Genomic DNA, 22866 nt, shown 5'->3' on the forward strand with positions numbered 1-22866 from the left:
GACATAGCCCTTAATTAATAGATACTTTATAGGCTTTACTTAAACAGTCTGTTCAAACGGTCAACGGTCACTTCCTCTGGTTCTTCGTTCCTCTCTTCTTGGAAGATATCCTTTAAGACTTTTAAGTTATCTATTAAGACAGTCTATTAAGACTCCTACTTAATAAGGGACTTTCCTTCGGTTCTTTGTCCCTCTCTTCTTATCTTAGTGGTTCTTTACAGTAACTTCTAAGAATCTCTTAATACCCTTTATAGATACTGTGTCTCTGTATACAACGATATCTAATGAATCCTCCCAGAAGCTCTAGGAAGCTCTCTAAGCGAGTGTCAGTCTAAAAGGCATCTTATGCCACTTATACAGTTTAGCTCGTTACAGAGCGTTTTAGACCCCTTAAAATTGATTTCTAAGGTACTTCTTAGCCTACTTAATTTTTTTATAAAATAGACTACTGCAAAATGGCATCTGAATCGATCGCAGTTTGGCATTCGAATCGATCATGATTTGGCATCCATCTCCGATCACAGTTTGGCATCACAATCGATCACGATTTGGCATACTTCCGATCATTGATTGGAATTCGCCAGTCACTCCGGGAATTAACTCTTTTCACCACAGTCTCCATTGCCGTGTTTAAACCAGTGGAGACGTCAATGTCCAAAAAGAGAAAATCCAGGAGCACTATGGAAACTTGTTTTAAGATCCTTCAGCTCAAGTTCGATAAGAAGCTGACTAACCGTTGTATCGGACTGACGTTACACATCAGCGCCTCAACCGTTTTTGAGGTTCTTGCCCGCTTCAAAGCCTCTTCTCTGTCATGGCCATTACCTGCGGATATATCCCATGACACGCTGGAGAAACTCATTTTCCCGCCCAAAGACACCTCTGCGTCAGAGCTTGTTATGCCTGACATGCTGTACTTCGATACGGAAATGAGAAAACCTGGCGTGACGCGCCAACTGTTGTGGATGGAATACAAGGCACAGGCGGGTGACAAAGCGATGGGATACTCACACTTCTGCCGTTGCTACCGGAAGTGGAAAAAAACGCGACGCCTCTCCATGCGACAGGAGCATCGTGCTGGCGAAAAGCTCTTTATCGACTTCTGTGGTCCTACGGTCCCTGTTATTAATCCGGACACCGGAGAGATACGCCGCGTGGCAATCTTCGTGGCTGTAATGGGGGCGTCCAACTATACCTATGTTGAAGCGTGCGAAGGTCAGGACATGATGTCATGGTTAAATGCCCACAGCCGTTGCCTGACCTTCCTGGGCGGCGTACCGAAGCTGCTCATCCCCGATAACCTCAGAAGCGCAGTGAAAAAAGCCGATCGCTATGAGCCTGTCATCAACGACAGTTATCAGGCGCTGGCTGAGCACTATGGCACGGTTATTATCCCGGCCCGCCCGCGCAAACCTAAAGATAAACCAAAAGCAGAAAACGGCGTCCTCATCGTCGAGCGATGGCTTCTTGCCCGCATCCGTAATGAAACCTTCCACACGCTCAGGGCGCTGAATGCACGCCTTCGGGAGTTGCTGACGGACATGAATAACCGACCAATGAAGGGATACGGTAATCAAACCCGCGCAGAACGCTTCCGCATGCTGGATGCACCAGCACTCTCTCCGCTGCCTCTGGAGCCTTATGAATACACGGAATACAAAGCCGTGAAGGTTGGCCCTGACTACCACGTTGAATATGCCCGTCACTGGTACTCCGTTCCACACGAACTGGTCGGTCAGCGTCTGTCACTGAAGGTGGGGCAGTCGGTGGTACAGCTCTGGCACAAGGGGCAGTGTGTGGCGCAACATCCGCGCAGCACACATGAATATAAACACACAACCAATCCGCTTCACATGCCAGAACGCCACCGGCGGCATGGGACATGGACACCGGAACGCCTTATCGAGCAGGGAAACCGTACAGGTCCGTCCACAGGCCGGGTGGTTGAATCCATGCTGAAAGCCAAACCCCATCCGGAGCTGGCTTACCGTGCAGTCCTGGGTCTGCTGGCACTTCAGAAAAAATACGGCCCGGAACGGCTGGAAAAGGCCTGTTACGTTGCCCTGCACTATAACGCCCCGGACAGACGCTTTATCGACAATCTGCTGCGTCATCATCGGGATAACGTTGAGCTTCCGTTATCCCGCCAGGGCGAACAACATCCGGCATATGCTTCAGAGCATGAAAACCTGCGTGGTCCTGGCTACTACCACTGACAGAAGGAACAACCGTATGAGTGATAATCTGTTAAACAAACTGACCCAACTGAAACTCCCGGCGATGGCCGGGAGCCTGATACGGCAACGGGAAACGCCTCAGACTTACGACGAACTGTCGTTCGAGGAAAGGCTGACACTGCTGGTTGATGACGAGCTTCTGAGCAGAGAAAACAGTCGTGTGGCACGGTTGAGAAAAAATGCCTGCCTGAAATATCAGGCAACACCGGAAGGGCTGCGTTATCCGGCCTCAAGAGGTCTGCGGGCTGAACAGATGAGGGAACTGCTGAACGGCCACTACATAATCCACAGGAAAAACCTACTGATAACCGGTCCGACAGGATGCGGTAAGAGCTGGATAGCCAATGCGCTGGGCGAACAGGCATGTCGACAGAAATACAGCGTCCGGTACTGTAGAACCGGGCGATTACTGGAACAGTTGGCTCAGGGACGTGTTGATGGCAGTTGGCTGAAATATCTGAAACAGTTGCAAAAAATACAGGTTCTAATCCTGGACGATCTGGGGCTGGAACAGTTAAGTAACGCCCAGTGTAATGACCTTCTGGAGATCACAGAGGATCGTTACGGACAAAGCAGCACGATAGTGGTAAGCCAGTTCCCGGTAGATAAATGGCATGGTCTGATGGAGAACCCAACAACAGCAGATGCCATCCTGGACAGACTGGTACATAACTCACACAGAGTGGTCCTTCAGGGAGAGTCCCTGAGGAAAAATCCCCCTACAGTGGAAAGCAGCGAAAAAACGAGTTAAAAAGCGGTAGAAAAAGTTAAGTTCCCGGTTGATCGAATGGATGCGAATCGCTGATCGAACTTCGATGCCAATCCGTGATCGAATAGAGCGGAATACGCAGACTACCCCCCTTTATATATACCCCTACCCCGTTACTTTATTCGTACCCCTTATAATGGGGTGTTAGCCAGCCAGACCCGGCATGATTACTGCCCCCAGTCGTCCATGATCCGGGGGGTGATGTCACCGGGTCTGGTGGGGCGCTGGTAACCGCTAATAGGGGTCAGGTCAGGCACTTTTGCCGGGACCGTCTGTAACGTGGATGCCGGTACCTGCTCCCCGTGGTTATCTGGTTAACCCATATACAAGGGAGACAGAATGACCGAATCCAGCGATTACGAATCCGTCCAGGTCTTTATCGGCGTTGATGTCGGTAAAGATACGCATCACGCTGTTGCCATTAATCGTTCAGGTAAACGCCTGTTCGATAAAGCATTACCCAACGACGAAAACAAACTCAGGTCGCTAATATCTGACCTGAAACAACATGGTCAGATACTGCTGGTTGTTGATCAGCCAGCTACCATCGGTGCGTTACCTGTCGCCGTTGCCCGCTCAGAAGGAGTCCTTGTCGGATACCTCCCTGGACTGGCCATGCGCCGCATAGCCGACTTACACGCCGGTGAAGCTAAAACTGATGCTCGTGACGCTGCCATCATTGCCGAAGCTGCCCGTACCCTGCCTCACGCGCTACGCACGCTGAAACTGGCTGACGAGCAAATCGCCGAACTCTCCATGCTCTGCGGCTTCGATGATGATCTTGCCGCACAGACAACGCAGGCCAGCAACCGTATCCGCGGCCTTCTGACCCAGATACATCCGGCACTGGAGCGCGTTCTCGGTCCGAGACTTGAGCACCCGGCGGTACTCGATCTTCTCCAGCGATATCCCTCACCAGAAAAACTCGCTTCGCTGGGCTTCGCTGGGTGAGAAGAAGCTGGCAGCCCAGCTCTGCAAACTTGCGCCTCGTCTGGGTAAACGCCTTGCAGCAGACATAGCTCAGGCACTGGCCGAACAAACCGTCGTCGTTCCCGGCACGAATGCCGCTGCCGTAGTACTGCCACGTCTGGCACTCCAGCTCATCACGCTGCGTAAGCAAAGAGACGAGGTGGCGCTTGAGGTAGAACAGCGAGTTCTTGCTCACCCTCTTTACCCGGTCCTGACCAGTATGCCCGGAGTCGGTGTCAGGACCGCAGCCAGACTCCTCACCGAGGTCGCCTGCCGCGCCTTCGCCTCTGCCGCACATCTCGCTGCTTATGCTGGCCTTGCGCCGGTAACTCGGCGATCCGGCTCGTCAATACGCGGTGAGCATCCCTCGCGACGGGGTAATAAAGCTCTCAAACGGGCGTTGTTCCTGTCGGCCTTCGCCGCGCTCAGGGATCCGCTCTCCAGGGCTTACTACACCCGCAAAATGAGTCAGGGAAAACGACACAATCAGGCGCTTATCGCCCTGGCGAGACGACGCTGCGACGTTCTGTTCGCCATGATGCGCGACGGGACTTTTTATACCCCGCAGGGGTCATAACATGCTTGACAACTTAATAGGGGCACCCCCTTGAAGAATATCTGCTCAGGTACTTTCCAGCCTTAGATGTATGTGTTCTTAGTAGCCCTGTTTCAGCCTTACACCTCCCCTTGCAAAATCTACGAATATCACTTGACAGAAGCCCTAAAAGTATCTATGTGACCCACGACAAGAAACGTCCGTTTAATATCTACATAGAAGAGTCACTATAGCTATAGACAACAAACCTACCATTTGCTTTAATGTCTATAGACAAGACAAACTAACCGTTTAATGACTACCCAGAGGGATATCTATGTCACGAACCTTTGCTTACTGCCGTGTATCAGTAGAGACTTCCACCACAGAGAACCAGATTCAAGCCATTAAGAAGGCTGGCTATGATATTCCTAAGTCACGAGTTATAGAGGAGGTTGTCTCTGGTTCAGTGTCAGCTATGGATAGGGACGGATTTGCGAATCTGATCAACCATAAGCTAGAAGAAGGTGACACCCTTGTTGTTCTTAAACTTGACCGTCTGGGAAGGGATAACATCGACCTACAGAATACAGTGACCCTTCTTAATGATAAGGGTGTGAAGCTCATCTGTTTAGATTTACCCGTTAAAGACCTTTCAAGCTCAGAGGGTAAGTTGGTTCTACAGCTATTTAGTACCTTTGCAGAGTTTGAAAGAAACCGTATCAGAGAGCGCACTAAACAGGGTCTAGAGCGTGCTAGAGTTCAAGGTAAGGTACTTGGAAGACCTATAGCGAGTGACACAACTAGAGCGGTCTTAGAGTACAAGGAAAGGGGACTATCTCAGTCTCAGGTAGCTAAGGTTCTTAACCTCTCTGTAAGGACTGTTAGCAGACACTGGACCAAGACCCTGTAAGACCCTTAATAGACTACACAGCCTCCTTTATAGGGGGCTTTTTTGTACCTGTGACATAGCTATCAAGGCGCTATGTAGAGGTCTTTATAGCGTTGTATAGGCCAGTATACAGCACTTTTTAGGAATGGAGAGGGAAACGACTAGACATAACGCTAAGTTATCTATTCAGACTGCACAAGAATCTTTATTGATTTCAATAAGTTACCTTAATAGTATCTATTCATCTCTATACCAAATCTACACAGTCTTCTACCAATAATACTGTATAAACATACAGTAATAACCTGTATAGGCTCACTTATCAGGTAGTGCATTAAGATAGCATATATGAGCATTACATTTTTATTTTCGGCCATCGCCTCACCGTTTTGGGGTGGACTCGCCGACCGTAAAGGCCGAAAACTCATGCTATTACGCTCTGCCCTCGGCATGGGCATCGTGATGGTGTTGATGGGGCTGGCACAAAATATCTGGCAGTTTTTGATCCTGCGGGCGCTTCTTGGGTTACTTGGCGGATTTGTCCCCAACGCTAATGCTCTTATCGCCACACAAGTACCGCGTAATAAAAGCGGCTGGGCGCTGGGTACGCTCTCCACAGGCGGCGTTAGTGGTGCGTTGCTCGGCCCAATGGCTGGCGGCCTGCTCGCCGATAGCTACGGCTTACGTCCGGTATTCTTTATTACCGCCAGTGTGCTCATACTCTGCTTTTTCGTCACCCTGTTTTGCATCAGAGAAAAATTCCAGCCGATCAGCAAAAAAGAGATGCTGCACATGCGGGAAGTGGTGACATCACTTAAAAACCCGAAACTGGTACTCAGCCTGTTTGTCACTACGTTAATCATCCAGGTGGCGACGGGCTCAATTGCCCCCATTCTGACGCTGTATGTCCGCGAACTGGCGGGTAACGTCAGTAACGTCGCCTTTATCAGTGGCATGATCGCCTCGGTGCCAGGCGTGGCGGCTCTGCTAAGTGCACCACGACTCGGCAAACTTGGCGATCGAATCGGACCCGAAAAGATCCTGATTACGGCGCTGATCTTTTCTGTACTGCTGTTGATCCCAATGTCTTACGTTCAGACGCCATTGCAACTTGGGATTTTACGTTTTTTGCTCGGTGCCGCCGATGGTGCACTACTCCCCGCCGTACAGACACTGTTAGTTTATAACTCGAGCAACCAAATCGCCGGACGTATCTTCAGCTATAACCAATCGTTTCGTGATATTGGCAACGTTACCGGACCATTGATGGGAGCAGCGATTTCAGCGAACTACGGTTTCAGAGCGGTATTTCTCGTCACCGCTGGCGTAGTGTTATTCAACGCAGTCTATTCATGGAACAGTCTACGTCGTCGTCGAATACCCCAGGTATCGAACTGATTTTTCGCCTTTCATACTTGCAAAAGCGGAGAATCAGCTATCCTTTTCCCTGAAACCTCATCAACTCAAAGGGAGAATCGTGATGACCATGTACGCAACGCTTGAAGAAGCCATTGACGCTGCACGCGAAGAATTTCTTGCAGACAACCCCGGCATCGACGCCGAAGATGCGAATGTGCAACAGTTCAATGCCCAAAAATACGTTTTGCAGGACGGCGACATCATGTGGCAAGTTGAGTTTTTTGCCGACGAAGGGGAAGAAGGTGAATGTTTACCTATGCTTAGCGGTGAAGCCGCGCAAAGTGTTTTTGATGGCGACTATGATGAGATAGAGATCCGCCAGGAGTGGCAGGAAGAGAATACATTACATGAATGGGACGAGGGGGAATTTCAGCTTGAGCCACCGCTGGATACCGAGGAAGGACACGCTGCAGCTGATGAGTGGGATGAACGTTAATCACTCATACGGGCCATGATGAGTGTCGATCGGCAGCAGTAAAGTATCAAAAACCAGGGAGAATGGCAGATCAAGGATTGTGACATAACGCCAAGCGGAGTCACGCACATCCCATTGCACACCGGGATAATATTGGTTGCCGTGCCCCTGCCCCGGTATAGTGCGGCTAATGATGCTGCCACAGCCACTCAGCAAGGTCACCATGATGCTCACCACAATTAAACGCATTTGATACCTCTTCCGTAAAAAAATACCGGCATAACGCCGTAATGCCAGTCAGTTAAGCAACTGACTGGCTCTTTTTCGGGGCTGTGGGGTATTTCCAGGGCCTCTCCTTTACCACTCTCGGGAAGGCCCTTTCCCTTCTCGTCGGTAATTTCACAAGTTGTCCCATACTTGCAAGATCGCGCATCAGCTCCGGTATACGTCCCGGTGAAGCGCCCTGCAATGTCATCAGCATTCTCATCACCATTCCGCATGATTCTGAGAAACTCAGTTGATTCGGCCAGTAACCTTTCAGATGTTCCGCCATTTTAATCATCTGATATCTCACCAGATTATAAGCCAGTAAGACACCCCACAGCTCTTGCTCCACAAGCTCCGGCTTTTTACTTCTCAGCGTCAGCCTGCTCAGTTGCATCGTCTGTTTTATCTCCCTGTATCCCAGTTCGATTTCCCAGCGATGACTGTACAGATCCGCCATTTCTCCTCCGGGGAAGCGCATGGCGTCCGTCATCGACGTCAGCAGATGGCAGACTTTTCCTTTGCGCGTCACGGTCAGCAGGCGGGCTGTCACTTCATTTCCCAGTCCCGGCCACTTTTTTCGTGCCTGCGGGCTGGTTTTCAGCTTCACCAGATGATCGCCTTTACCCAGTTTTCTGAGCTCTTCATATTGCGCTCCCTTTCTGAGAGGTATCATCCAGTGGCGGTGTTCTCCCGCCAGGCTCCAGGCATTTAACAGTCCCAGTGAGTAATAACCTTTATCCATTAACGTCAGAGTGTTATCGCCGGTTTGTTCTATAAGTTGCTCAGCAAGCTCATTTTCGCTGTTCTTCATCGTGCCGAAGGCTGCAGCCGTCAGCAGATGGCTGGTCAGTTCCATCTGGCAGACCATTTTGACCTGCGGGTAGAGCGCCGGGTTCCCGGCATGTGTCTGGCGGGGGAAGGCTGCATCGTTCTCTGGTGTATCCGGTGTGCGCCAGAACACACCATCGATGGCCAGCAGGGTCAGGCCGCACCAGTGCGGATGCGGCGTGGCGTTATGCCAGAGCTGCGCTGTTTTCGTGAACACGCGGCGGACAGCCTCACTTCCCAGGCGCTGGCGGGCCTGAATAACGGCACTGGGGGCAACGAAGGGGCGATTGCCCGGCAGCATGATGTCCAGGCGATTCACAATCTGGTGAAGAGGTTCTTTACGCTCAAGCGCCATGCCAACAATACACCAGACCATCATTTCGAGGGGAAGACGGCGCTTGCGTAGCGTTACAGTACCTGATTCGGCAAGGCAACGAGAGATGAGTTCGGGGTCGAGGTAATCCCCCAGAGAAGTCAGTGGGTTACGCAGAGAATCGTAACGGGATACCAGATCAAGAGCCTGTCCAATGTGCATAAAAAAATCCGGAAACAAGTGAGCGTTTCCGGATTCTTACACAGCCACTGGATCGGTCAACTGATCCTTAACTGATCGGCATTACGGCATAACGCCGGTATTTTTATTGGCTCGTTGTTTTTGCCGGATGCGACGTGAACGCTTTACCTAACCCACAAAAGCTTGCAAAATCAATAAATTGCATGAACGATGTAGGCCTGATAAGCGTAGCGCATCAGGCAACTACATTTTTATTGCGAAGCCGCATCCGGTTTACGCAATGCCAGTGGATTGAGCTTTATCCCTTCGTAATAACTCACCCATGAAGAATATCTCTCAGGGGAATTCCAGACGCGGAAATGCAGACGGGCCATCGTCACCGGATCGCTTAGCAGCACAAGGCGACGATCGCGATTCAGCTTCTCTGGCGTCTCGTTCAGCGCCTGTTCAACGTGGCGGTCACGGGCGATTTCCAGCACCTTACTGGCGCGGTGACGCGCGGTCGCCATTGCGGTTGCCAGAGCGTTAAATGACGGGTTAAACACTGCGTGCATAAAGCCATCGTCAAGGGAGCGTTGGCGATTCATCTCAAGGAACCGATCGGTATCAACCAGCACCTGCGGCGGTGAATACTCTTCCGGGATCAGGAACAGTTTCCAGCGTTTGGTGCGCAGACCAACGGTGGCACGGCTGGAAATCACCGAAACAAACGGTGACAGGATCAACGAGAAGACAATCGGTGCCAGCCAGAACAGGAAACGCAGATCCAGCCACGCCATCCCAACAGCCCACACTAACCCTAACAGCAGCTGTGAGCCGTGGCGTTTGAACGCTTCACCCCAGGAAGTGGAGTCATCATCACGCTGCGGTGAATTCCACACCACTTCCCAGCCAAGGAACGCGCTGACGACGAAGACCGTATGGAACAGCATGCGTACCGGAGCCAGCAGCACGGAAAACAGCACTTCCAGCAGCAACGATAATGTAACGCGCCAGAAGCCGCCGTATTCTTTCGTTCCTTTGCACCAGATAAGCAAAATGCTCAATAACTTCGGCAGGAACAACAGCACCATGGTCGAAGCAAAAAGTGCAATCGCCAGCTCAGGACGCCACTGCGGCCACACCGGGAACAACTGCCGTGGTTGCAGGAAGTATTGCGGTTCGGTCAACGCATGTACTACCTGCAATGCAGTAGAGAGCGCGAGGAACATAAACCACAGCGGAGCGGAGAGATAAGACATCACGCCCGTCAGGAACACCGCACGGTGAACCGGGTGCATACCCTTCACCAGGAACAGACGGAAGTTCATCAGGTTACCGTGGCACCATCGGCGGTCACGTTTTAGCTCATCAAGCAAGTTAGGCGGCAATTCTTCATAAGAACCCGGGAGATCGTAAGCAATCCAGACCCCCCAACCTGCACGGCGCATCAACGCCGCTTCCACGAAGTCATGTGACAGGATTGAACCGGCAAAGGAACCTTCGCCCGGCAGCGGAGCCAGTGCGCAGTGCTCGATAAACGGTTTCACGCGGATAATCGCGTTATGTCCCCAGTAGTGCGACTCGCCAAGTTGCCAGAAGTGCAAACCGGCTGTAAATAGTGGCCCATACACGCGGGTCGCGAACTGCTGACAGCGCGCATACAGCGTATCCATACCGGACGCTTTCGGCGACGACTGAATGATCCCGGCGTTCGGGTTGGCTTCCATCAGGCGCACCAGCCCGCACAAACAATCACCGGTCATTACCGAGTCAGCATCCAGCACCACCATGTAGCTGTACTGGCTGCCCCAGCGACGGCAGAAGTCATCGATATTACCGCTTTTACGCTTCACGCGGCGACGGCGGCGGCGATAGAAAATCTGACCTTCGCCACCGACTTCAGCGATAAGCTCCATCCAGGCTTTTTGCTCTGCGACGCAGATATCCGGGTTATAACTGTCACTAAGAATGTAGACATCAAAGTGTTTGGCATTCCCGGTGGCTTTTACTGATTCCCACGTTGCACGCAGGCCAGCAAAAACACGGTTCACGTCTTCGTTACAGATAGGCATGATCAACGCCGTGCGATGCTCCGGGTTTAATGGTTCATCGCCAACTGTTGACGCAGATATACTGTATTTATCGCGACCAATAAGCAGTTGCAGGAAGCCCATTAACGCCGTCCAGAATCCGGCGGACACCCAACAGAACAGTACCGCAAAGAGGATCAGGATACCGGTTTGCAGCATATAAGGCAGAAGCTGCATAAAGGAAACCCACAAATCCTGACCAACCATATCCATAGGATTAATCAGCGCCCAACCCTGATAAGGAAGAATGGTCTTCATATACCAGGTCGCGACGACAGTTTGCGCGAGCGTCAGGATCAACAGAATGTAACGGCGGATGGTACCGACGGTACGCCACTTTTGCTCGCTCTCCTGCTCTTCTTTGGTCAAACGAGCCAGATAGCGCGGCGTGACATCGCGTCCACGCAGGCGATCCCAGAAACGGCCTACCGGGTTGGTACGCCACGGGTCGGGAAACATCGAGGAGCGTTTTGCTTCTGGCATCGCCTTCAGCTGATCGCGCCCTTCGTCGTCTTTAATTAACTGTCCATCAGCAAGTGAATCTGGCCAGGCTTGTTCCAGACGCGCCTTTACCGAGCCTTGCGGGGAATCATCCTCCCGCGCCCAGGTGCGGTGTTCGGCATCCAGCGCCTGATGAACGGCGCGGATATCAGTCTTCGGCAATGCCGCTTTCTCGCTTGCGGCGATGGGCATTGCGTCAATGTACTCAGTTGTCTTATTCATTGGCAGGTAACTGGTAGCTCCAGGTTTCACTCAACGTCTGATCGGCATTCACCAGCGCAGCACGCATTTCAGTGGTTTTCTTGGCATCTTTCACTTTCACACGCATCACCAGACGCCAGCCTTTGGTAACCGGGTTATAGCGCACCGTGCTTTCAACTATCTCACCATTATCACCAATGCTGGTTTGCGCTGTGACCGGGGTATCCTCTGGCAGTTTTTTCATCTCTGCGCCGGTAAAATCGACCACAAAGGCGATAGTACCGTCAGGCTGGCGAATCAGGTTCGACTGCTTCACATCCCCCGTTGAACGACGCGTTTGTTGCACCCATGCGTTATCTGGCGCATGCAGTTTGTCTTCATCACGGCTGAAGGTGATGGTGTATTTAAAGTTCATCTCTTTACCCGGCTCCGGCAGCTGATCCGGCGTCCAGTAAGCGACGATGTTATCGTTGGTTTCATCGTTGGTTGGAATTTCCACCAGCTCAACGCTGCCTTTACCCCACTCCCCTTTCGGAGTCACCCATGCGCTTGGACGAAGATCGTAACGATCATCGAGATCTTCAAAGCGGGAGAAATCACGACCGCGCTGCAACAGACCGAAGCCTTGCGGGTTTTCCATCGAGAAGCTGCTAACCGCTAAATGTTTCGGGTTATTCAACGGACGCCAGATCCATTCGCCATTACCGGCATGGATAGAGAGACCGTTAGAGTCGTGCAACTCCGGACGATAGTTATTTGCAGGCGACGGTTGGTTCGGCCCAAACAGGAACATACTGGTTAACGGTGCAACCCCCAGTTTGCCGACTTTATCGCGCAGATAGATTTTCGACTGCACATCCACAACCGTGTCACGCCCTGGCATAACCACGAATTTGTAAGCACCTGTCGCGCGCGGCGAGTCAAGCAATGCATAAATGGTTAAACGTTTATCAGTCGGTTTTGGACGCTCGATCCAGAACTCTTTGAAGCGTGGAAATTCTTCCCCCGATGGCAAGGCGGTATCAATTGCCAGGCCGCGGGCAGAAAGGCCATAAACCTGACCTGCACCAATCACGCGGAAATAGCTGGCCCCGAGCATGCTGACGATTTCATCGTTTTTATCTTTGCTGTTGATCGGGTAAAGCACTTTAAAACCGGCAAAACCAAGGTCTTTTACCGTGTCTTTGTCATGCTGAACATCGCCGAAAGTGAAATAATCCGGGCTGTATTTGATTCGTTTGACTGCGGTGGCAGTCACTTCATTTATTTTGACCGGGGTATCGAAGTACATACCCTGATGGTAGAACTCGAGTTTGAATGGGGTCTTCAGATTGTTCCAGTACGCTTTGTCATGATTAAACTGGATCTGCTGATAGTCCGCGTATTTCATATCGCGGAAAACGGAGGGCAAGTTGCTTTTGGGCGCCTCATAGCCTTTCCCGGCTAAGGATTGAGCTTGCTTTGCGACATCATCAATACTGAAAGCCCAGCTTGAAGATGTATACAGGGTTAACATTACTGCAGCACTCAACCAACGCATTTTCATCATTTGTAGTTTATGTTTCATAATTAGTAAGCACTTCCCCCTTTGTGTGCTTATATCGATCCGATCTATTTTAATGGATAACCAGCCATTCCGACAACAGAATCCCGGTATCGTTCAGCACGCTGGCTCATGGATTAAGCACCTGATTGCAACCGTTTTCACTTTCCGTGCTTCTCCTAAAGACAGAAGCATCGACTTCGTGTAGGGTTTGCCAGCAATTTTATTTATCAACCGTCTTACAGACGCTTCCATTCTGGTTAGTGGTAGCGATGATGCTATGCATAAAAACCTTGAAGCCTGCGCCTGGCGCGGTCAGGTCGGTGTCGCTATGGCAACAAGCCTAAAGGCATAACCCGACAGGGATAAGACGAAAAATCCGAGATTAGTTAACCATATATGAATCCAGTACCCGCGCAACGTGAATATTTCCTCGACTCCATCCGCGCCTGGCTGATGTTGTTAGGGATCCCTTTTCATATTTCTTTAATCTATTCGAGCCATACATGGCATGTGAATAGCGCCGAACCGTCATTGTGGCTGACCCTTTTTAATGACTTCATCCACTCGTTCCGCATGCAGGTATTTTTCGTTATATCCGGCTACTTTTCCTACATGCTTTTTTTACGCTATCCCTTGAAAAAATGGTGGAAAGTACGTGTCGAACGTGTAGGTATCCCGATGTTAACAGCCATCCCCTTACTGACATTGCCGCAATTTATTATGCTGCAATACGTCAAAGGGAAAGCGGAAAGTTGGCCTGGGCTGTCATTGTATGACAAATATAATACGTTGGCCTGGGAATTAATATCACACCTGTGGTTTTTACTGGTGTTAGTAGTCATGACGACGCTGTGCGTATGGATATTTAAACGCATCAGAAATAATTTAGAAAATTCTGATAAAACGAATAAAAAATTCTCGATGGTAAAACTATCGGTGATTTTTTTATGCCTCGGCATCGGCTATGCGGTAATAAGAAGAACGATTTTTATTGTGTATCCGCCCATTCTGAGTAATGGCATGTTCAATTTTATTGTCATGCAAACGCTATTTTATTTGCCGTTCTTTATCCTCGGTGCACTGGCTTTCATTTTCCCTCATCTTAAAGCCTTGTTTACCACGCCGTCTCGTGGCTGTACCCTTGCAGCAGCATTGGCATTTGTCGCTTATTTACTCAACCAGCGCTATGGCAGTGGCGATGCCTGGATGTACGAAACCGAGTCGGTGATCACCATGGTCCTCGGTCTGTGGATGGTGAATGTGGTCTTCTCCTTTGGCCACCGTTTGCTTAACTTCCAGTCAGCGCGGGTGACTTACTTTGTTAACGCATCGCTATTTATCTATCTGGTTCACCACCCGTTAACGCTGTTTTTCGGCGCATACATTACACCGCACATCACCTCCAACTGGCTTGGTTTTCTCTGTGGCCTGATATTCGTAGTAGGGATTGCGATAATTCTGTATGAAATTCATTTACGCATCCCGTTACTGAAGTTTTTGTTTTCTGGTAAACCGGTTGTTAAGCGTGAGAACGATAAAGCACCAGCCCGTTAAGCCACATTTACAATAACCATTCCACGGGCAATATCGACGCCAGTCTGACCATAACCCGCTTCCAGAAACTGGTGGCGGGTTCTTTTTTGAGAATAATCTCTTTCTTTGCATGACGATCAACCCAGTTGATCCGTCCCCACCTGTCCAGACGGAGCTGCCAGGCCGCATCATACTGGCTCTGAATAAAGCGTTTATCAATTAACTGTGCCAGCGTTTCGCTCTCTATCACGAAGCCCATTTCAGTATTGAGCAATGTTGAACGCGGATCGAAATTGAAAGAGCCGATAAACACCGTTTTACCATCGATGCTAAAAGTTTTAGCATGCAGGCTGGCTCCGGAATTACCGGTTATGCCGCGATCGTGTAACGTACTACTTTGTTCACGCGTCGGCTTGAGTTCATATAATTCCACGCCATAGCGGAGCAATTTTTTGCGCCAGCGCGCGTATCCGGCATGGACGACAGCAACATCGTTAGCGGCAAGAGAATTGGTTAGGATCGCAATCTTTACCCCTTTTCTCACCATCCGTAAGAGTTGCGCCACACCTGCGCGTGTCGGTACAAAATAGGAAGAGATAATATCGATGCGTTCACTGGGTGAGCCCATGATATCGGACAGGCGCTGCGGTAACAGTGAATGCCGTTTTGCCTTGCCCTCCCCTTTCGCCGGATCATCACTTAATAAACGTGTTTTCGCCCAGATAAGCGGCAACGTTCCATCAACCAGATGATTTATAAACGGACTGGATTCCATTTGGCGTAAGTAACGATGCGTCATGGCATCGTTATGCCAGGAGGCGGGTAACTCGATGCGATCCGCCATTTCACCTTCCGGGACATCCAGCACCTGCTGTAAGGGTGAAACCGATTTGCAATACCAGTAGCGGGCGAAATCATCGGCAACGTCCTCTACCACGGGTCCTATTGCCATAACATCTAAATCCGAAAAAAGTGGCTCTTCCCCTGCCCCAAAATAGGCATCACCAATATTTCGTCCTCCCACCAGGGTAACCACGCCATCGACAGTGAAACTTTTATTGTGCATACGGCGATTGAGACGGGAAAAGTCGGTGATATAACCAAGCGGACGCAGCAAGCGAAACGAGAAAGGATTAAAAAGCCGGACTTCAATGCGGGGATGGCTGTCAAGCAAGCGTAAAATATCGTCAAGTCCGGGCGTATTGTTGTCGTCCAGCAACAAACGGACGCGAACGCCACGCTTTGCTGCGGCTAACAGGGCGGAAAACAGTAACCGACCCGACATATCGTCCTGCCAGATGTAATACTGAACATCCAGCGTATGCTCTGCCATTTCGGCCAGACGATACCGGGCGGCAAACGCATCCAGACTTTTCTCCAGAGGGAAAAGACCACACTGACCGGGATGTTGCGAACACAGTGGCAGCACCGCGCTCGCCAGCCGGGGCAAATCATTCATCTCCTTGTTGGGTAAGGAGTCTTTCGTAGAGGTGGGCGTTTTCTTCATCATAACAGACAAAGTATACCTGTTCGGGTAAAGCGTGACGGGTAATAAATTCTGAAACGGTTTTAACTGCGATTTCAGCCGCTGCCGCACGAGGGTAACCATAAACCCCAGTACTGATTGCAGGAAAAGCCACTGACGTATAGCTGTTTGCCGCCACCAGTCGCAGGCTATTCAGATAGGCATCCTGCAAAAGCTGGTCTTCGTTTTGTTCACCACCACGCCAGACTGGCCCGACGGTGTGTACTACGGCTTTAGCGGGAAGATCGCCTGCAAGCGTAATAACGGCATGCCCCGTAGGGCAATCGCCCTGCTGTTGCCTGACTTTTAAACAGGCATCCAGCAGGGCCGGACCCGCTGCGCGATGAATGGCCCCATCGACGCCGCCGCCTCCCATTAATGACGGATTAGCCGCATTCACAATCACATCAACGGCCAGTTTGGTAATATCACCCTGCACAACATGAATACGCGTTTTCATAACGCCTCCTTACACCTTCTTGTTTCTTAAGTGTACAGCAGGCTTTTTGGTTAAATCGCATTTTTCTGCTCAGCAACGTGCGTTGTTCAGAAACTTAGTTATATTCGATGTTCATTACAGCCAGCTTTTTCTGTTTATCAAGATACTGCACTTTTACTGAGGCTATTTGCGCGTTTTTAACATTACCGCTCATTAACGCTTTGCTGGAATAGGTTTTGCCCGGAACAGAACCATTCTGTGGGCAGTTCATTTCTACGGGTGATGACTGGGTGCTGACGTCACATGCCGGTTCCACAATTTGGCCATAAAAATGGATCACACCCCCTTGCGCGGTGCTTCCTGCGATGGCAATAAAAGGAAAAAACAAACTGCCGAGCATAAGAGAGTTTAAAAAAGGTCTGAACATTTATTCTATTTCCTCAATGATTAGTCATCCTTGAGGGTTGTGTTATCCATACTTTCAGGTTGGCTGATTCGCAGCAGACCATTCTCTCCAGATTCATCTTATGCTCGATATTTCAACAAATTAAGACTTTTCTGAAGAGGGCGGCCATTGTTGTGATAAATGAAGTGCCTGTCCATCAGAAACAGTAACAACTATTTTCACCCGATCTTCCGGGGAAATATTTAAACTCAACTTCGTCAAAGCAATAGGTTGATTAGCAGGCAATGAGAGGGTCTTTTCTTGCTTCGTCTGACTTTGCCCTGAACTGCCTTCGCGCAGGGACAATATTTGTACTCTGCACAGACAAGATTGAGTAAGAGTGACTTCAGGAATAATGGTATACACATCCCCTTGCTGGGTCGTATTAAAGGTTATCTGGCTGGAAAGTGCCGCAAGGAGTAATAACGCATTCATATTCTTCTCCCGAAAAAAACAGGGCTTGCGCCCTGTTTCTGTAATACTGTCAACGCCACGATGTTTGACCGTTATTTGCCATTTTCATGCCCGCTAAATACTTTCGTTACTGATGCTGTCCGCTTTCCACCATTTCATCATCACTGATTGGCGTTGTGTTTTTGGTCAGCACTCCAGCTTTACGTTTCTCTTTTAACCGGTAACTCTCTCCTTTGATATTCAGCGTGGTTGAGTGATGTAGCAACCGATCCAGGATCGCTGTTGCCAGTACGTGATCTCCGAACATTTCTCCCCAGTCTGCGAACCCTTTGTTTGACGTCAGTATGATGCTCGCTTTTTCATATCGACGGTTCAGTAGCCGGAAGAACAGACTGGCTTCCTCTCTGTTCATCGGCAGATAGTCTATTTCATCCAGGATCAACACCCGGGCATAACTCAGTTGCTGTAGCTGACGCTCCAGCCGGTTTTCCTGTTTCGCTTTCATCAGTGTCGCGATCAGTCTGTCCAGTGGCATAAACAGTACCCGATGTCCCGCATCCACCGCTTTCACGCCAAGAGCTATGGCCAGATGAGTTTTTCCGACACCAGGAGGGCCCAGCAGGATCACGTTTTCGCTGCGCTCCACGAACGCCAGACCAGCCAGTTCCCGGACAACCTTACGGTCGATGCCCGGCTGGAAGGTAAAGTCGAACTGCTCCAGCGTTTTGACCCACGGCAGACGAGCCTGCTTCAGCCTGGACTCCATACCGCGCTGATGCCTGCCGTTCCATTCCTGCTGTAGCGCCATGCACAGGAACTCCCGGTAGTTCAGCTCTTTTTTAGCTGCCTGTTCCAGCAGGCTTTCAACGTGATAACTCAGATGCTCCATTTTCAGGCGACTCAGCAGGACTTCCAGTTCATGCATCACAACAGCTCCTCATAGGCACTCAGTGGTCGATGTTCCACCTGACTGACCTGCTGCCAGAGCGGGGCGTGATGCTCCGGCACTGTCTGCCAGCCAGACGATGCTGAACAGAGGCGATGTGAGGCCACCAGTTTCTCATTACTGTAGATCCGCAACTCGTCATCCAGCGATATTCGTATCGATACCGGCTGACCACACAGCGCTTCGGGAACGCTGTAACGATTACCACCAACCTCGATATAGCTGTCCCAGGACACATGGCGGATATCGAAGTAACTGGTATCGAAGTCTGTATCCGGTAACGGCTGCAGATGTTCCTGCTCCAGCGCGAAGCGCTGTTCCGGCGTTTCTTTGAACTGGCGAAGCTCCCGTTTGTCAGCCACATCGGCTATCCATTGCTCCAGTTGTTGATTGACATGAGTGAAGCTGTCGAACCTGCGGTACCGGACGAAGAAGTTCTCCTTGAGGTATTTCACCATCCGCTCAACCTTACCTTTTGTTCTGGCCCTGCGTGGACGGCATGCCCGTGGCAGGAAGTTATAGTGGTCAGCCAGCAACAGGAATCCGGAGTTGAACACGACTTTCCCGTTGTTATTCTTCAGCACCGCAGCCTTCTGGTTATCAACCAGCACCGTTTTCACACAACCACCGAAGTAGCGGAAGGCGCGAACCAGTGATTCGTAGGTATGCTCAGCATCCTGTTTTGGTGCGGCGAAGACATGGAAGCTGCGGGAGAACCCCAGCGTATTAACCGCAAAGTTAACTTTGCACCGTTGCCCGGCAACCTCCACCTCAACTTCGCCCCAGTCATGCTGGAGCTGGTATCCAGGCTGAGTTTCGAAGCGAACTGTTCTTTTTGACGGACGCATTTTACGTTTGGGCTGGATGTAGTAACGCAGCATGGAACGTCCGCCCGTATAACCCATTGCCTTAATCTCCGCGAAGATAACCTCGCTATTCCAGACATTCTCTGCCAGGCGCATGTCGATGTAATCCATAAACGGTTTCAGCTTAACCATTTTGTGGCGGGTCTTTCTGGCTGGCGGTTCAGGGTATTTGAGGTAGCGTCTGACCGTCCGTTCAGAGCAACCAATCTGAGTCGCAATATCGACGATGTACGCGCCCTGCTGGCGCATTTGCTTTATCATGTAAAAGTCCTCTCTGCTCAGCATGTTGATGTCCTTTCTGGTGTGAGAACCTTAAGGAAACAACATGTTGGGTGGAGCGGACAATCCAAATGGCGAATTACCGTCTTATATCACTGGCGCTGACAATACAAATGATGTATTAGTACTGATGAGCGGTCGCGTTGTTACCAAAGCCAACCTGAGTCACGTTGACGGAGGAGTTAGATGCAGTCTGGTCAACTGCAGCACCGTTGCCACCACCGAACTGTTTAACCGTCATTTCAGAATTTTTGCCGTTCCACTGATCAAGAGTAGCGCTGTTACCGAAGCCACGTTGGGTCAGATCGATTGAGCTGTCATCCGAGCCCTGACCAACATCTGCACCATTACCGCCGCCATGCTGGGTAATAGTCAAGTCAGAGTTACGGGCATCAGTTTGCAGAGCAAGTGCAGAGTTACCGCCACCGTACTGGTAAATGTTCAGCTCAGAATTTGGGCCGCTATTATTACCGCCACCACCATGGTTACCGCCGCCGTACTGAGGAACAACACCTGCCAGAGCGCTACCGGAGAATACGATTGCTGCAATTGCTGCTACTTTTAAAAGTTTCATGTAAAACCCCCATCGGATTGATTTAAAAGTCGAATGGAAATTAACGTTGTGTCACGCGAATAGCCATTTGCGACTGTCTCTGCACTACAATTGCCGTTTTTTGAGTACCATACTGTGTAATATTTGCTTTATTACCAGAACCTTTCTGGATAATCATCGCAGTATTACCATAAGCACCTTGCGAAATACTGGCATCGTTGGCACTGCCCGCCTGATCAATATATGCAAGGTTATAATCTCCTGTCTGGTCAATCTTTGCCCGGTTGCTACTACCTTCTTGCGCAACAACCGCCAAAAGTTTTGAGCCTCCCTGCCGTAACTGAGTACTATTATTAGTCCCAGCTTGACCAATTATGGCTGCCTGATTAAATGAAGACTTACTCAATTCATTTACCGCGAAGTTATATTCTGAATTAGCTAAATCATAACCTGCTGCGGCTGCAATCCCAGGCGCACCCAGTATTGTTAACATCATAAATAACAATTTGTTTTTCATGTTGTCACCCTGGACCTGGTCGTACATTTAAGAAATTAAATCATTTCAACTTGGTTGTTAACGCAACCTGTATTTTGTTAACGCTGCGTTACGATGGAAAGTATGTCTGCGGAAATATTTTTAATAACTCACCCGCGCGTTGTATTTTTCTTTTTTTGTTCATACCAAAGTATTAAAAGCCACGTAAATACGCTGTTATCTACGCAAAAAATATTTTGTTTTCTTTTAAATCTCCGTTTCCGCTATCAAAAATCACCAGACAGTCATTCTTCTTGCCCATCGCTGATTGCTGCGATATGTCTTGCGCACAAGCCGTGACAAACCTCGTCTTTTTGGAGTAAAAATTTGTCCACGGAGGTGTGGAGAAAAAACAACAACTTTTTACATGACGAAAGGACTACACCGAAATATTTTTTATATGCATTATTAGTAAGTTATCACCATTTGTATGATTTTTTAAAATTGTGCAATAAAAACCAAATGTACAACTTTTCTATCATTTCTAAACTTAATAAAACCTTAAGATTAACATTTTAATATAACGAGTTGCATTTAGTTACATGTTTAACACTTGATTTAAGATTTGTAATGGCTAGATTGAAATCAGATGTAATCCATTAGTTTTATATTTTACCCATTTAGGGCTGATTTATTACTACACACAGCAGTGCAACATCTGTCAGTACTTCTGGTGCTTCTATTTTAGAGGCAGCTGTCAGGTGTGCGATCAATAAAAAAAGCGGGGTTTCATCATGTTTAATGAAGTCCATAGTATTCATGGTCATACATTATTGTTGATCACTAAACCTTCTTTGCAGGCGACGGCTCTCTTGCAGCACCTTAAACAATCGCTGGCAATTACAGGAAAATTACATAATATTCAACGTTCTCTGGACGGGTAATGACTCCAACTTATTGATAGTGTTTTATGTTCAGATAATGCCCGATGACTTTGTCATGCAGCTCCACCGATTTTGAGAACGACAGCGACTTCCGTCCCAGCCGTGCCAGGTGCTGCCTCAGATTCAGGTTATGCCGCTCAATTCGCTGCGTATATCGCTTGCTGATTACGTGCAGCTTTCCCTTCAGGCGGGATTCATACAGCGGCCAGCCATCCGTCATCCATATCACCACGTCAAAGGGTGACAGCAGGCTCATAAGACGCCCCAGCGTCGCCATAGTGCGTTCACCGAATACGTGCGCAACAACCGTCTTCCGGAGACTGTCATACGCGTAAAACAGCCAGCGCTGGCGCGATTTAGCCCCGACATAGCCCCACTGTTCGTCCATTTCCGCGCAGACGATGACGTCACTGCCCGGCTGTATGCGCGAGGTTACCGACTGCGGCCTGAGTTTTTTAAGTGACGTAAAATCGTGTTGAGGCCAACGCCCATAATGCGTGCAGTTGCCCGGCATCCAACGCCATTCATGGCCATATCAATGATTTTCTGGTGCGTACCGGGTTGAGAAGCGGTGTAAGTGAACTGCAGTTGCCATGTTTTACGGCAGTGAGAGCAGAGATAGCGCTGATGTCCGGCAGTGCTTTTGCCGTTACGCACCACCCCGTCAGTAGCTGAACAGGAGGGACAGCTGATAGAAACAGAAGCCACTGGAGCACCTCAAAAACACCATCATACACTAAATCAGTAAGTTGGCAGCATCACCCTCTGGACGATATATCTTCAGGCTCTATTATTCTTCTGGATATGATGGAAGCGGATAAAAAGCTTATCCATTATTGGCAGGATACTTTGAGCAGGAAAAACAACAATATCAAAATATTGTTGCTAAATACGCCTGAAGATTACCCGTACCGCGACATTGAAAACTGGCCTCATATCAACGGCGTTTTTTATGCCATGGAGGATCAAGAACGTGTTGTCAATGGGTTGCAAGGCGTCCTGCGCGGCGAATGCTACTTTACGCAAAAGCTTGCCAGCTACTTGATTACGCATTCAGGTAACTATCGTTATAACAGCACGGAATCAGCCCTCCTTACTCATCGGGAAAAAGAGATCCTGAATAAACTGCGTATCGGCGCGTCTAATAACGAGATCGCTCGTTCGTTGTTCATCAGCGAAAATACGGTTAAAACGCATCTTTATAATCTTTTCAAGAAGATAGCCGTAAAAAACCGGACACAAGCGGTTTCCTGGGCAAACGATAACCTCAGGCGATAAAGCC

At 49.6% G+C, this 22866-nt stretch carries 18 protein-coding genes and 4 pseudogenes; 9 read left to right on the forward strand and 13 right to left on the reverse strand.

What is annotated here, in order from left to right; all coding sequences use genetic code 11:
* The first annotated feature begins 680 nt into the window (after window positions 1–680).
* From istA (C1P89_RS10085) to C1P89_RS10115, 6 genes and pseudogenes are all read left to right on the forward strand, one after another.
* Window positions 681–2216 (forward strand): IS21-like element ISSso4 family transposase, encoded by a 1536-nt coding sequence (gene istA / locus C1P89_RS10085; RefSeq protein ID WP_000447022.1) that lies wholly within the window; start codon window positions 681–683, stop codon window positions 2214–2216.
* A gap of 16 nt (window positions 2217–2232) precedes the next feature.
* Window positions 2233–2988, forward strand: coding sequence for an IS21-like element ISSso4 family helper ATPase IstB (gene istB / locus C1P89_RS10090; protein WP_001282649.1), 756 nt, complete (start codon window positions 2233–2235; stop codon window positions 2986–2988).
* Between the two features lie 357 nt (window positions 2989–3345).
* Window positions 3346–4552, forward strand: a pseudogene (locus C1P89_RS10100) (IS110-like element ISEc20 family transposase).
* Between the two features lie 295 nt (window positions 4553–4847).
* Complete coding sequence (locus C1P89_RS10105) at window positions 4848–5423, forward strand: recombinase family protein (protein WP_000091686.1); 576 nt, start codon at window positions 4848–4850, stop codon at window positions 5421–5423.
* A 330-nt stretch (window positions 5424–5753) separates the two neighbouring features.
* Window positions 5754–6800, forward strand: a pseudogene (gene mdtG, locus C1P89_RS10110) (multidrug efflux MFS transporter MdtG); the annotation flags it as partial.
* 82 nt (window positions 6801–6882) lie between these two features.
* Entirely contained in the window at window positions 6883–7257 is a 375-nt protein-coding gene (locus tag C1P89_RS10115; protein ID WP_000180055.1) for a MysB family protein, read from the forward strand.
* On the opposite strand, the gene C1P89_RS10120 is transcribed toward C1P89_RS10115, so the two are convergent.
* The 4 genes from C1P89_RS10120 to mdoG all read right to left on the reverse strand — a co-directional run bounded on the left by C1P89_RS10120 (window position 7258) and on the right by mdoG (window position 13168).
* Window positions 7258–7485, reverse strand: coding sequence for a YceK/YidQ family lipoprotein (locus C1P89_RS10120; RefSeq protein WP_001237206.1), 228 nt, complete (start codon window positions 7483–7485; stop codon window positions 7258–7260).
* A gap of 52 nt (window positions 7486–7537) precedes the next feature.
* Window positions 7538–8884 (reverse strand): IS4-like element IS4 family transposase, encoded by a 1347-nt coding sequence (locus tag C1P89_RS10125; protein WP_000483769.1) that lies wholly within the window; start codon window positions 8882–8884, stop codon window positions 7538–7540.
* A 212-nt stretch (window positions 8885–9096) separates the two neighbouring features.
* Window positions 9097–11640 (reverse strand): glucans biosynthesis glucosyltransferase MdoH, encoded by a 2544-nt coding sequence (gene mdoH, locus C1P89_RS10130; RefSeq protein ID WP_001295445.1) that lies wholly within the window; start codon window positions 11638–11640, stop codon window positions 9097–9099.
* The gene (gene mdoG / locus C1P89_RS10135) at window positions 11633–13168 is read right to left on the reverse strand and encodes a glucans biosynthesis protein MdoG (protein ID WP_001300662.1); all 1536 of its coding nucleotides are present in this window, start codon (window positions 13166–13168) and stop codon (window positions 11633–11635) included. The genes mdoH and mdoG overlap by 8 nt, the downstream gene beginning before the upstream one ends.
* A 393-nt stretch (window positions 13169–13561) precedes the next feature.
* On the opposite strand from mdoG, the gene mdoC reads away from it, so the two are divergent.
* Window positions 13562–14719, forward strand: coding sequence for a glucans biosynthesis protein MdoC (mdoC, locus tag C1P89_RS10140; protein ID WP_001070350.1), 1158 nt, complete (start codon window positions 13562–13564; stop codon window positions 14717–14719).
* A gap of 7 nt (window positions 14720–14726) precedes the next feature.
* Here the strand turns inward: mdoC and clsC are convergent, their stop codons facing one another.
* The 8 genes from clsC to csgB form a co-directional block, all read right to left on the reverse strand.
* The gene (gene clsC, locus C1P89_RS10145; protein ID WP_011310180.1) at window positions 14727–16208 is read right to left on the reverse strand and encodes a cardiolipin synthase ClsC; all 1482 of its coding nucleotides are present in this window, start codon (window positions 16206–16208) and stop codon (window positions 14727–14729) included.
* The gene (gene ymdB, locus C1P89_RS10150; RefSeq protein ID WP_000857405.1) at window positions 16150–16683 is read right to left on the reverse strand and encodes an O-acetyl-ADP-ribose deacetylase; all 534 of its coding nucleotides are present in this window, start codon (window positions 16681–16683) and stop codon (window positions 16150–16152) included. The genes clsC and ymdB overlap by 59 nt, the downstream gene beginning before the upstream one ends.
* Window positions 16684–16777: 94 nt before the next feature.
* Window positions 16778–17089: a YmdA family protein gene (locus tag C1P89_RS10155; protein WP_000489578.1), complete on the reverse strand. Its 312-nt coding sequence runs from the start codon at window positions 17087–17089 to the stop codon at window positions 16778–16780.
* Between the two features lie 120 nt (window positions 17090–17209).
* Window positions 17210–17542 carry a curli assembly chaperone CsgC gene (csgC, locus tag C1P89_RS10160; RefSeq protein WP_000992833.1) on the reverse strand — a complete coding sequence of 111 codons (333 nt, stop codon included), beginning with the start codon at window positions 17540–17542 and terminating at the stop codon, window positions 17210–17212.
* A gap of 106 nt (window positions 17543–17648) precedes the next feature.
* On the reverse strand, window positions 17649–18446 hold the full coding sequence (gene istB / locus C1P89_RS10165; RefSeq protein ID WP_000544824.1) for an IS21-like element IS21 family helper ATPase IstB: 798 nt from the start codon (window positions 18444–18446) through the stop codon (window positions 17649–17651).
* The gene (gene istA, locus C1P89_RS10170; RefSeq protein ID WP_000952382.1) at window positions 18446–19618 is read right to left on the reverse strand and encodes an IS21-like element IS21 family transposase; all 1173 of its coding nucleotides are present in this window, start codon (window positions 19616–19618) and stop codon (window positions 18446–18448) included. Before istA (C1P89_RS10170) ends, istB (C1P89_RS10165) begins: the two co-directional genes overlap by 1 nt.
* Window positions 19619–19733: 115 nt before the next feature.
* Window positions 19734–20186, reverse strand: a complete 453-nt coding sequence (csgA, locus tag C1P89_RS10175; RefSeq protein ID WP_000771443.1) for a curli major subunit CsgA — start codon at window positions 20184–20186, stop codon at window positions 19734–19736.
* Between the two features lie 40 nt (window positions 20187–20226).
* Complete coding sequence (csgB, locus tag C1P89_RS10180; RefSeq protein ID WP_005139897.1) at window positions 20227–20682, reverse strand: curli minor subunit CsgB; 456 nt, start codon at window positions 20680–20682, stop codon at window positions 20227–20229.
* Window positions 20683–21434: 752 nt separating this feature from the next.
* Here csgB and C1P89_RS10185 point away from each other — a divergent pair.
* A pseudogene (locus tag C1P89_RS10185) lies at window positions 21435–21578 on the forward strand (biofilm master transcriptional regulator CsgD); the annotation flags it as partial.
* Window positions 21579–21594: 16 nt separating this feature from the next.
* Here the strand turns inward: C1P89_RS10185 and C1P89_RS10190 are convergent.
* Window positions 21595–22292 (reverse strand): IS1-like element IS1A family transposase gene (locus C1P89_RS10190; protein WP_094096600.1). Its coding sequence is split into 2 segments (ribosomal slippage): window positions 21595–22043 and window positions 22043–22292, totalling 699 coding nucleotides; the frame shifts between segments, so codons are not numbered across the junction.
* 54 nt (window positions 22293–22346) lie between these two features.
* Between C1P89_RS10190 and csgD the strand changes: the two are divergent.
* Window positions 22347–22862, forward strand: a pseudogene (gene csgD, locus C1P89_RS10195) (biofilm master transcriptional regulator CsgD); the annotation flags it as partial.
* Window positions 22863–22866 lie beyond the last annotated feature (4 nt).

Source organism: Shigella sonnei, from assembly GCF_002950395.1.
In the GTDB taxonomy this organism is placed as follows: domain Bacteria; phylum Pseudomonadota; class Gammaproteobacteria; order Enterobacterales; family Enterobacteriaceae; genus ECMA0423.

Bases quoted from the DNA above. Each gene is read 5' to 3' on its own strand.
- mdoC (WP_001070350.1), top strand. From the start codon at position 13,562: ATGAATCCAGTACCCGCGCAACGTGAATATTTCCTCGACTCCATCCGC.
- istA (WP_000447022.1), top strand. From the start codon at position 681: ATGGAAACTTGTTTTAAGATCCTTCAGCTCAAGTTCGATAAGAAGCTG.
- istB (WP_001282649.1), top strand. From the start codon at position 2,233: ATGAGTGATAATCTGTTAAACAAACTGACCCAACTGAAACTCCCGGCG.
- istA (WP_000952382.1), bottom strand. From the start codon at position 19,618: ATGCTGAGCAGAGAGGACTTTTACATGATAAAGCAAATGCGCCAGCAG.
- ymdB (WP_000857405.1), bottom strand. From the start codon at position 16,683: ATGAAAACGCGTATTCATGTTGTGCAGGGTGATATTACCAAACTGGCC.
- csgB (WP_005139897.1), bottom strand. From the start codon at position 20,682: ATGAAAAACAAATTGTTATTTATGATGTTAACAATACTGGGTGCGCCT.
- C1P89_RS10115 (WP_000180055.1), top strand. From the start codon at position 6,883: ATGACCATGTACGCAACGCTTGAAGAAGCCATTGACGCTGCACGCGAA.
- C1P89_RS10120 (WP_001237206.1), bottom strand. From the start codon at position 7,485: ATGCGTTTAATTGTGGTGAGCATCATGGTGACCTTGCTGAGTGGCTGT.
- mdoG (WP_001300662.1), bottom strand. From the start codon at position 13,168: ATGATGAAAATGCGTTGGTTGAGTGCTGCAGTAATGTTAACCCTGTAT.
- clsC (WP_011310180.1), bottom strand. From the start codon at position 16,208: ATGATGAAGAAAACGCCCACCTCTACGAAAGACTCCTTACCCAACAAG.
- mdoH (WP_001295445.1), bottom strand. From the start codon at position 11,640: ATGAATAAGACAACTGAGTACATTGACGCAATGCCCATCGCCGCAAGC.
- istB (WP_000544824.1), bottom strand. From the start codon at position 18,446: ATGCATGAACTGGAAGTCCTGCTGAGTCGCCTGAAAATGGAGCATCTG.
- C1P89_RS10105 (WP_000091686.1), top strand. From the start codon at position 4,848: ATGTCACGAACCTTTGCTTACTGCCGTGTATCAGTAGAGACTTCCACC.
- C1P89_RS10155 (WP_000489578.1), bottom strand. From the start codon at position 17,089: ATGTTCAGACCTTTTTTAAACTCTCTTATGCTCGGCAGTTTGTTTTTT.
- csgA (WP_000771443.1), bottom strand. From the start codon at position 20,186: ATGAAACTTTTAAAAGTAGCAGCAATTGCAGCAATCGTATTCTCCGGT.
- csgC (WP_000992833.1), bottom strand. From the start codon at position 17,542: ATGAATGCGTTATTACTCCTTGCGGCACTTTCCAGCCAGATAACCTTT.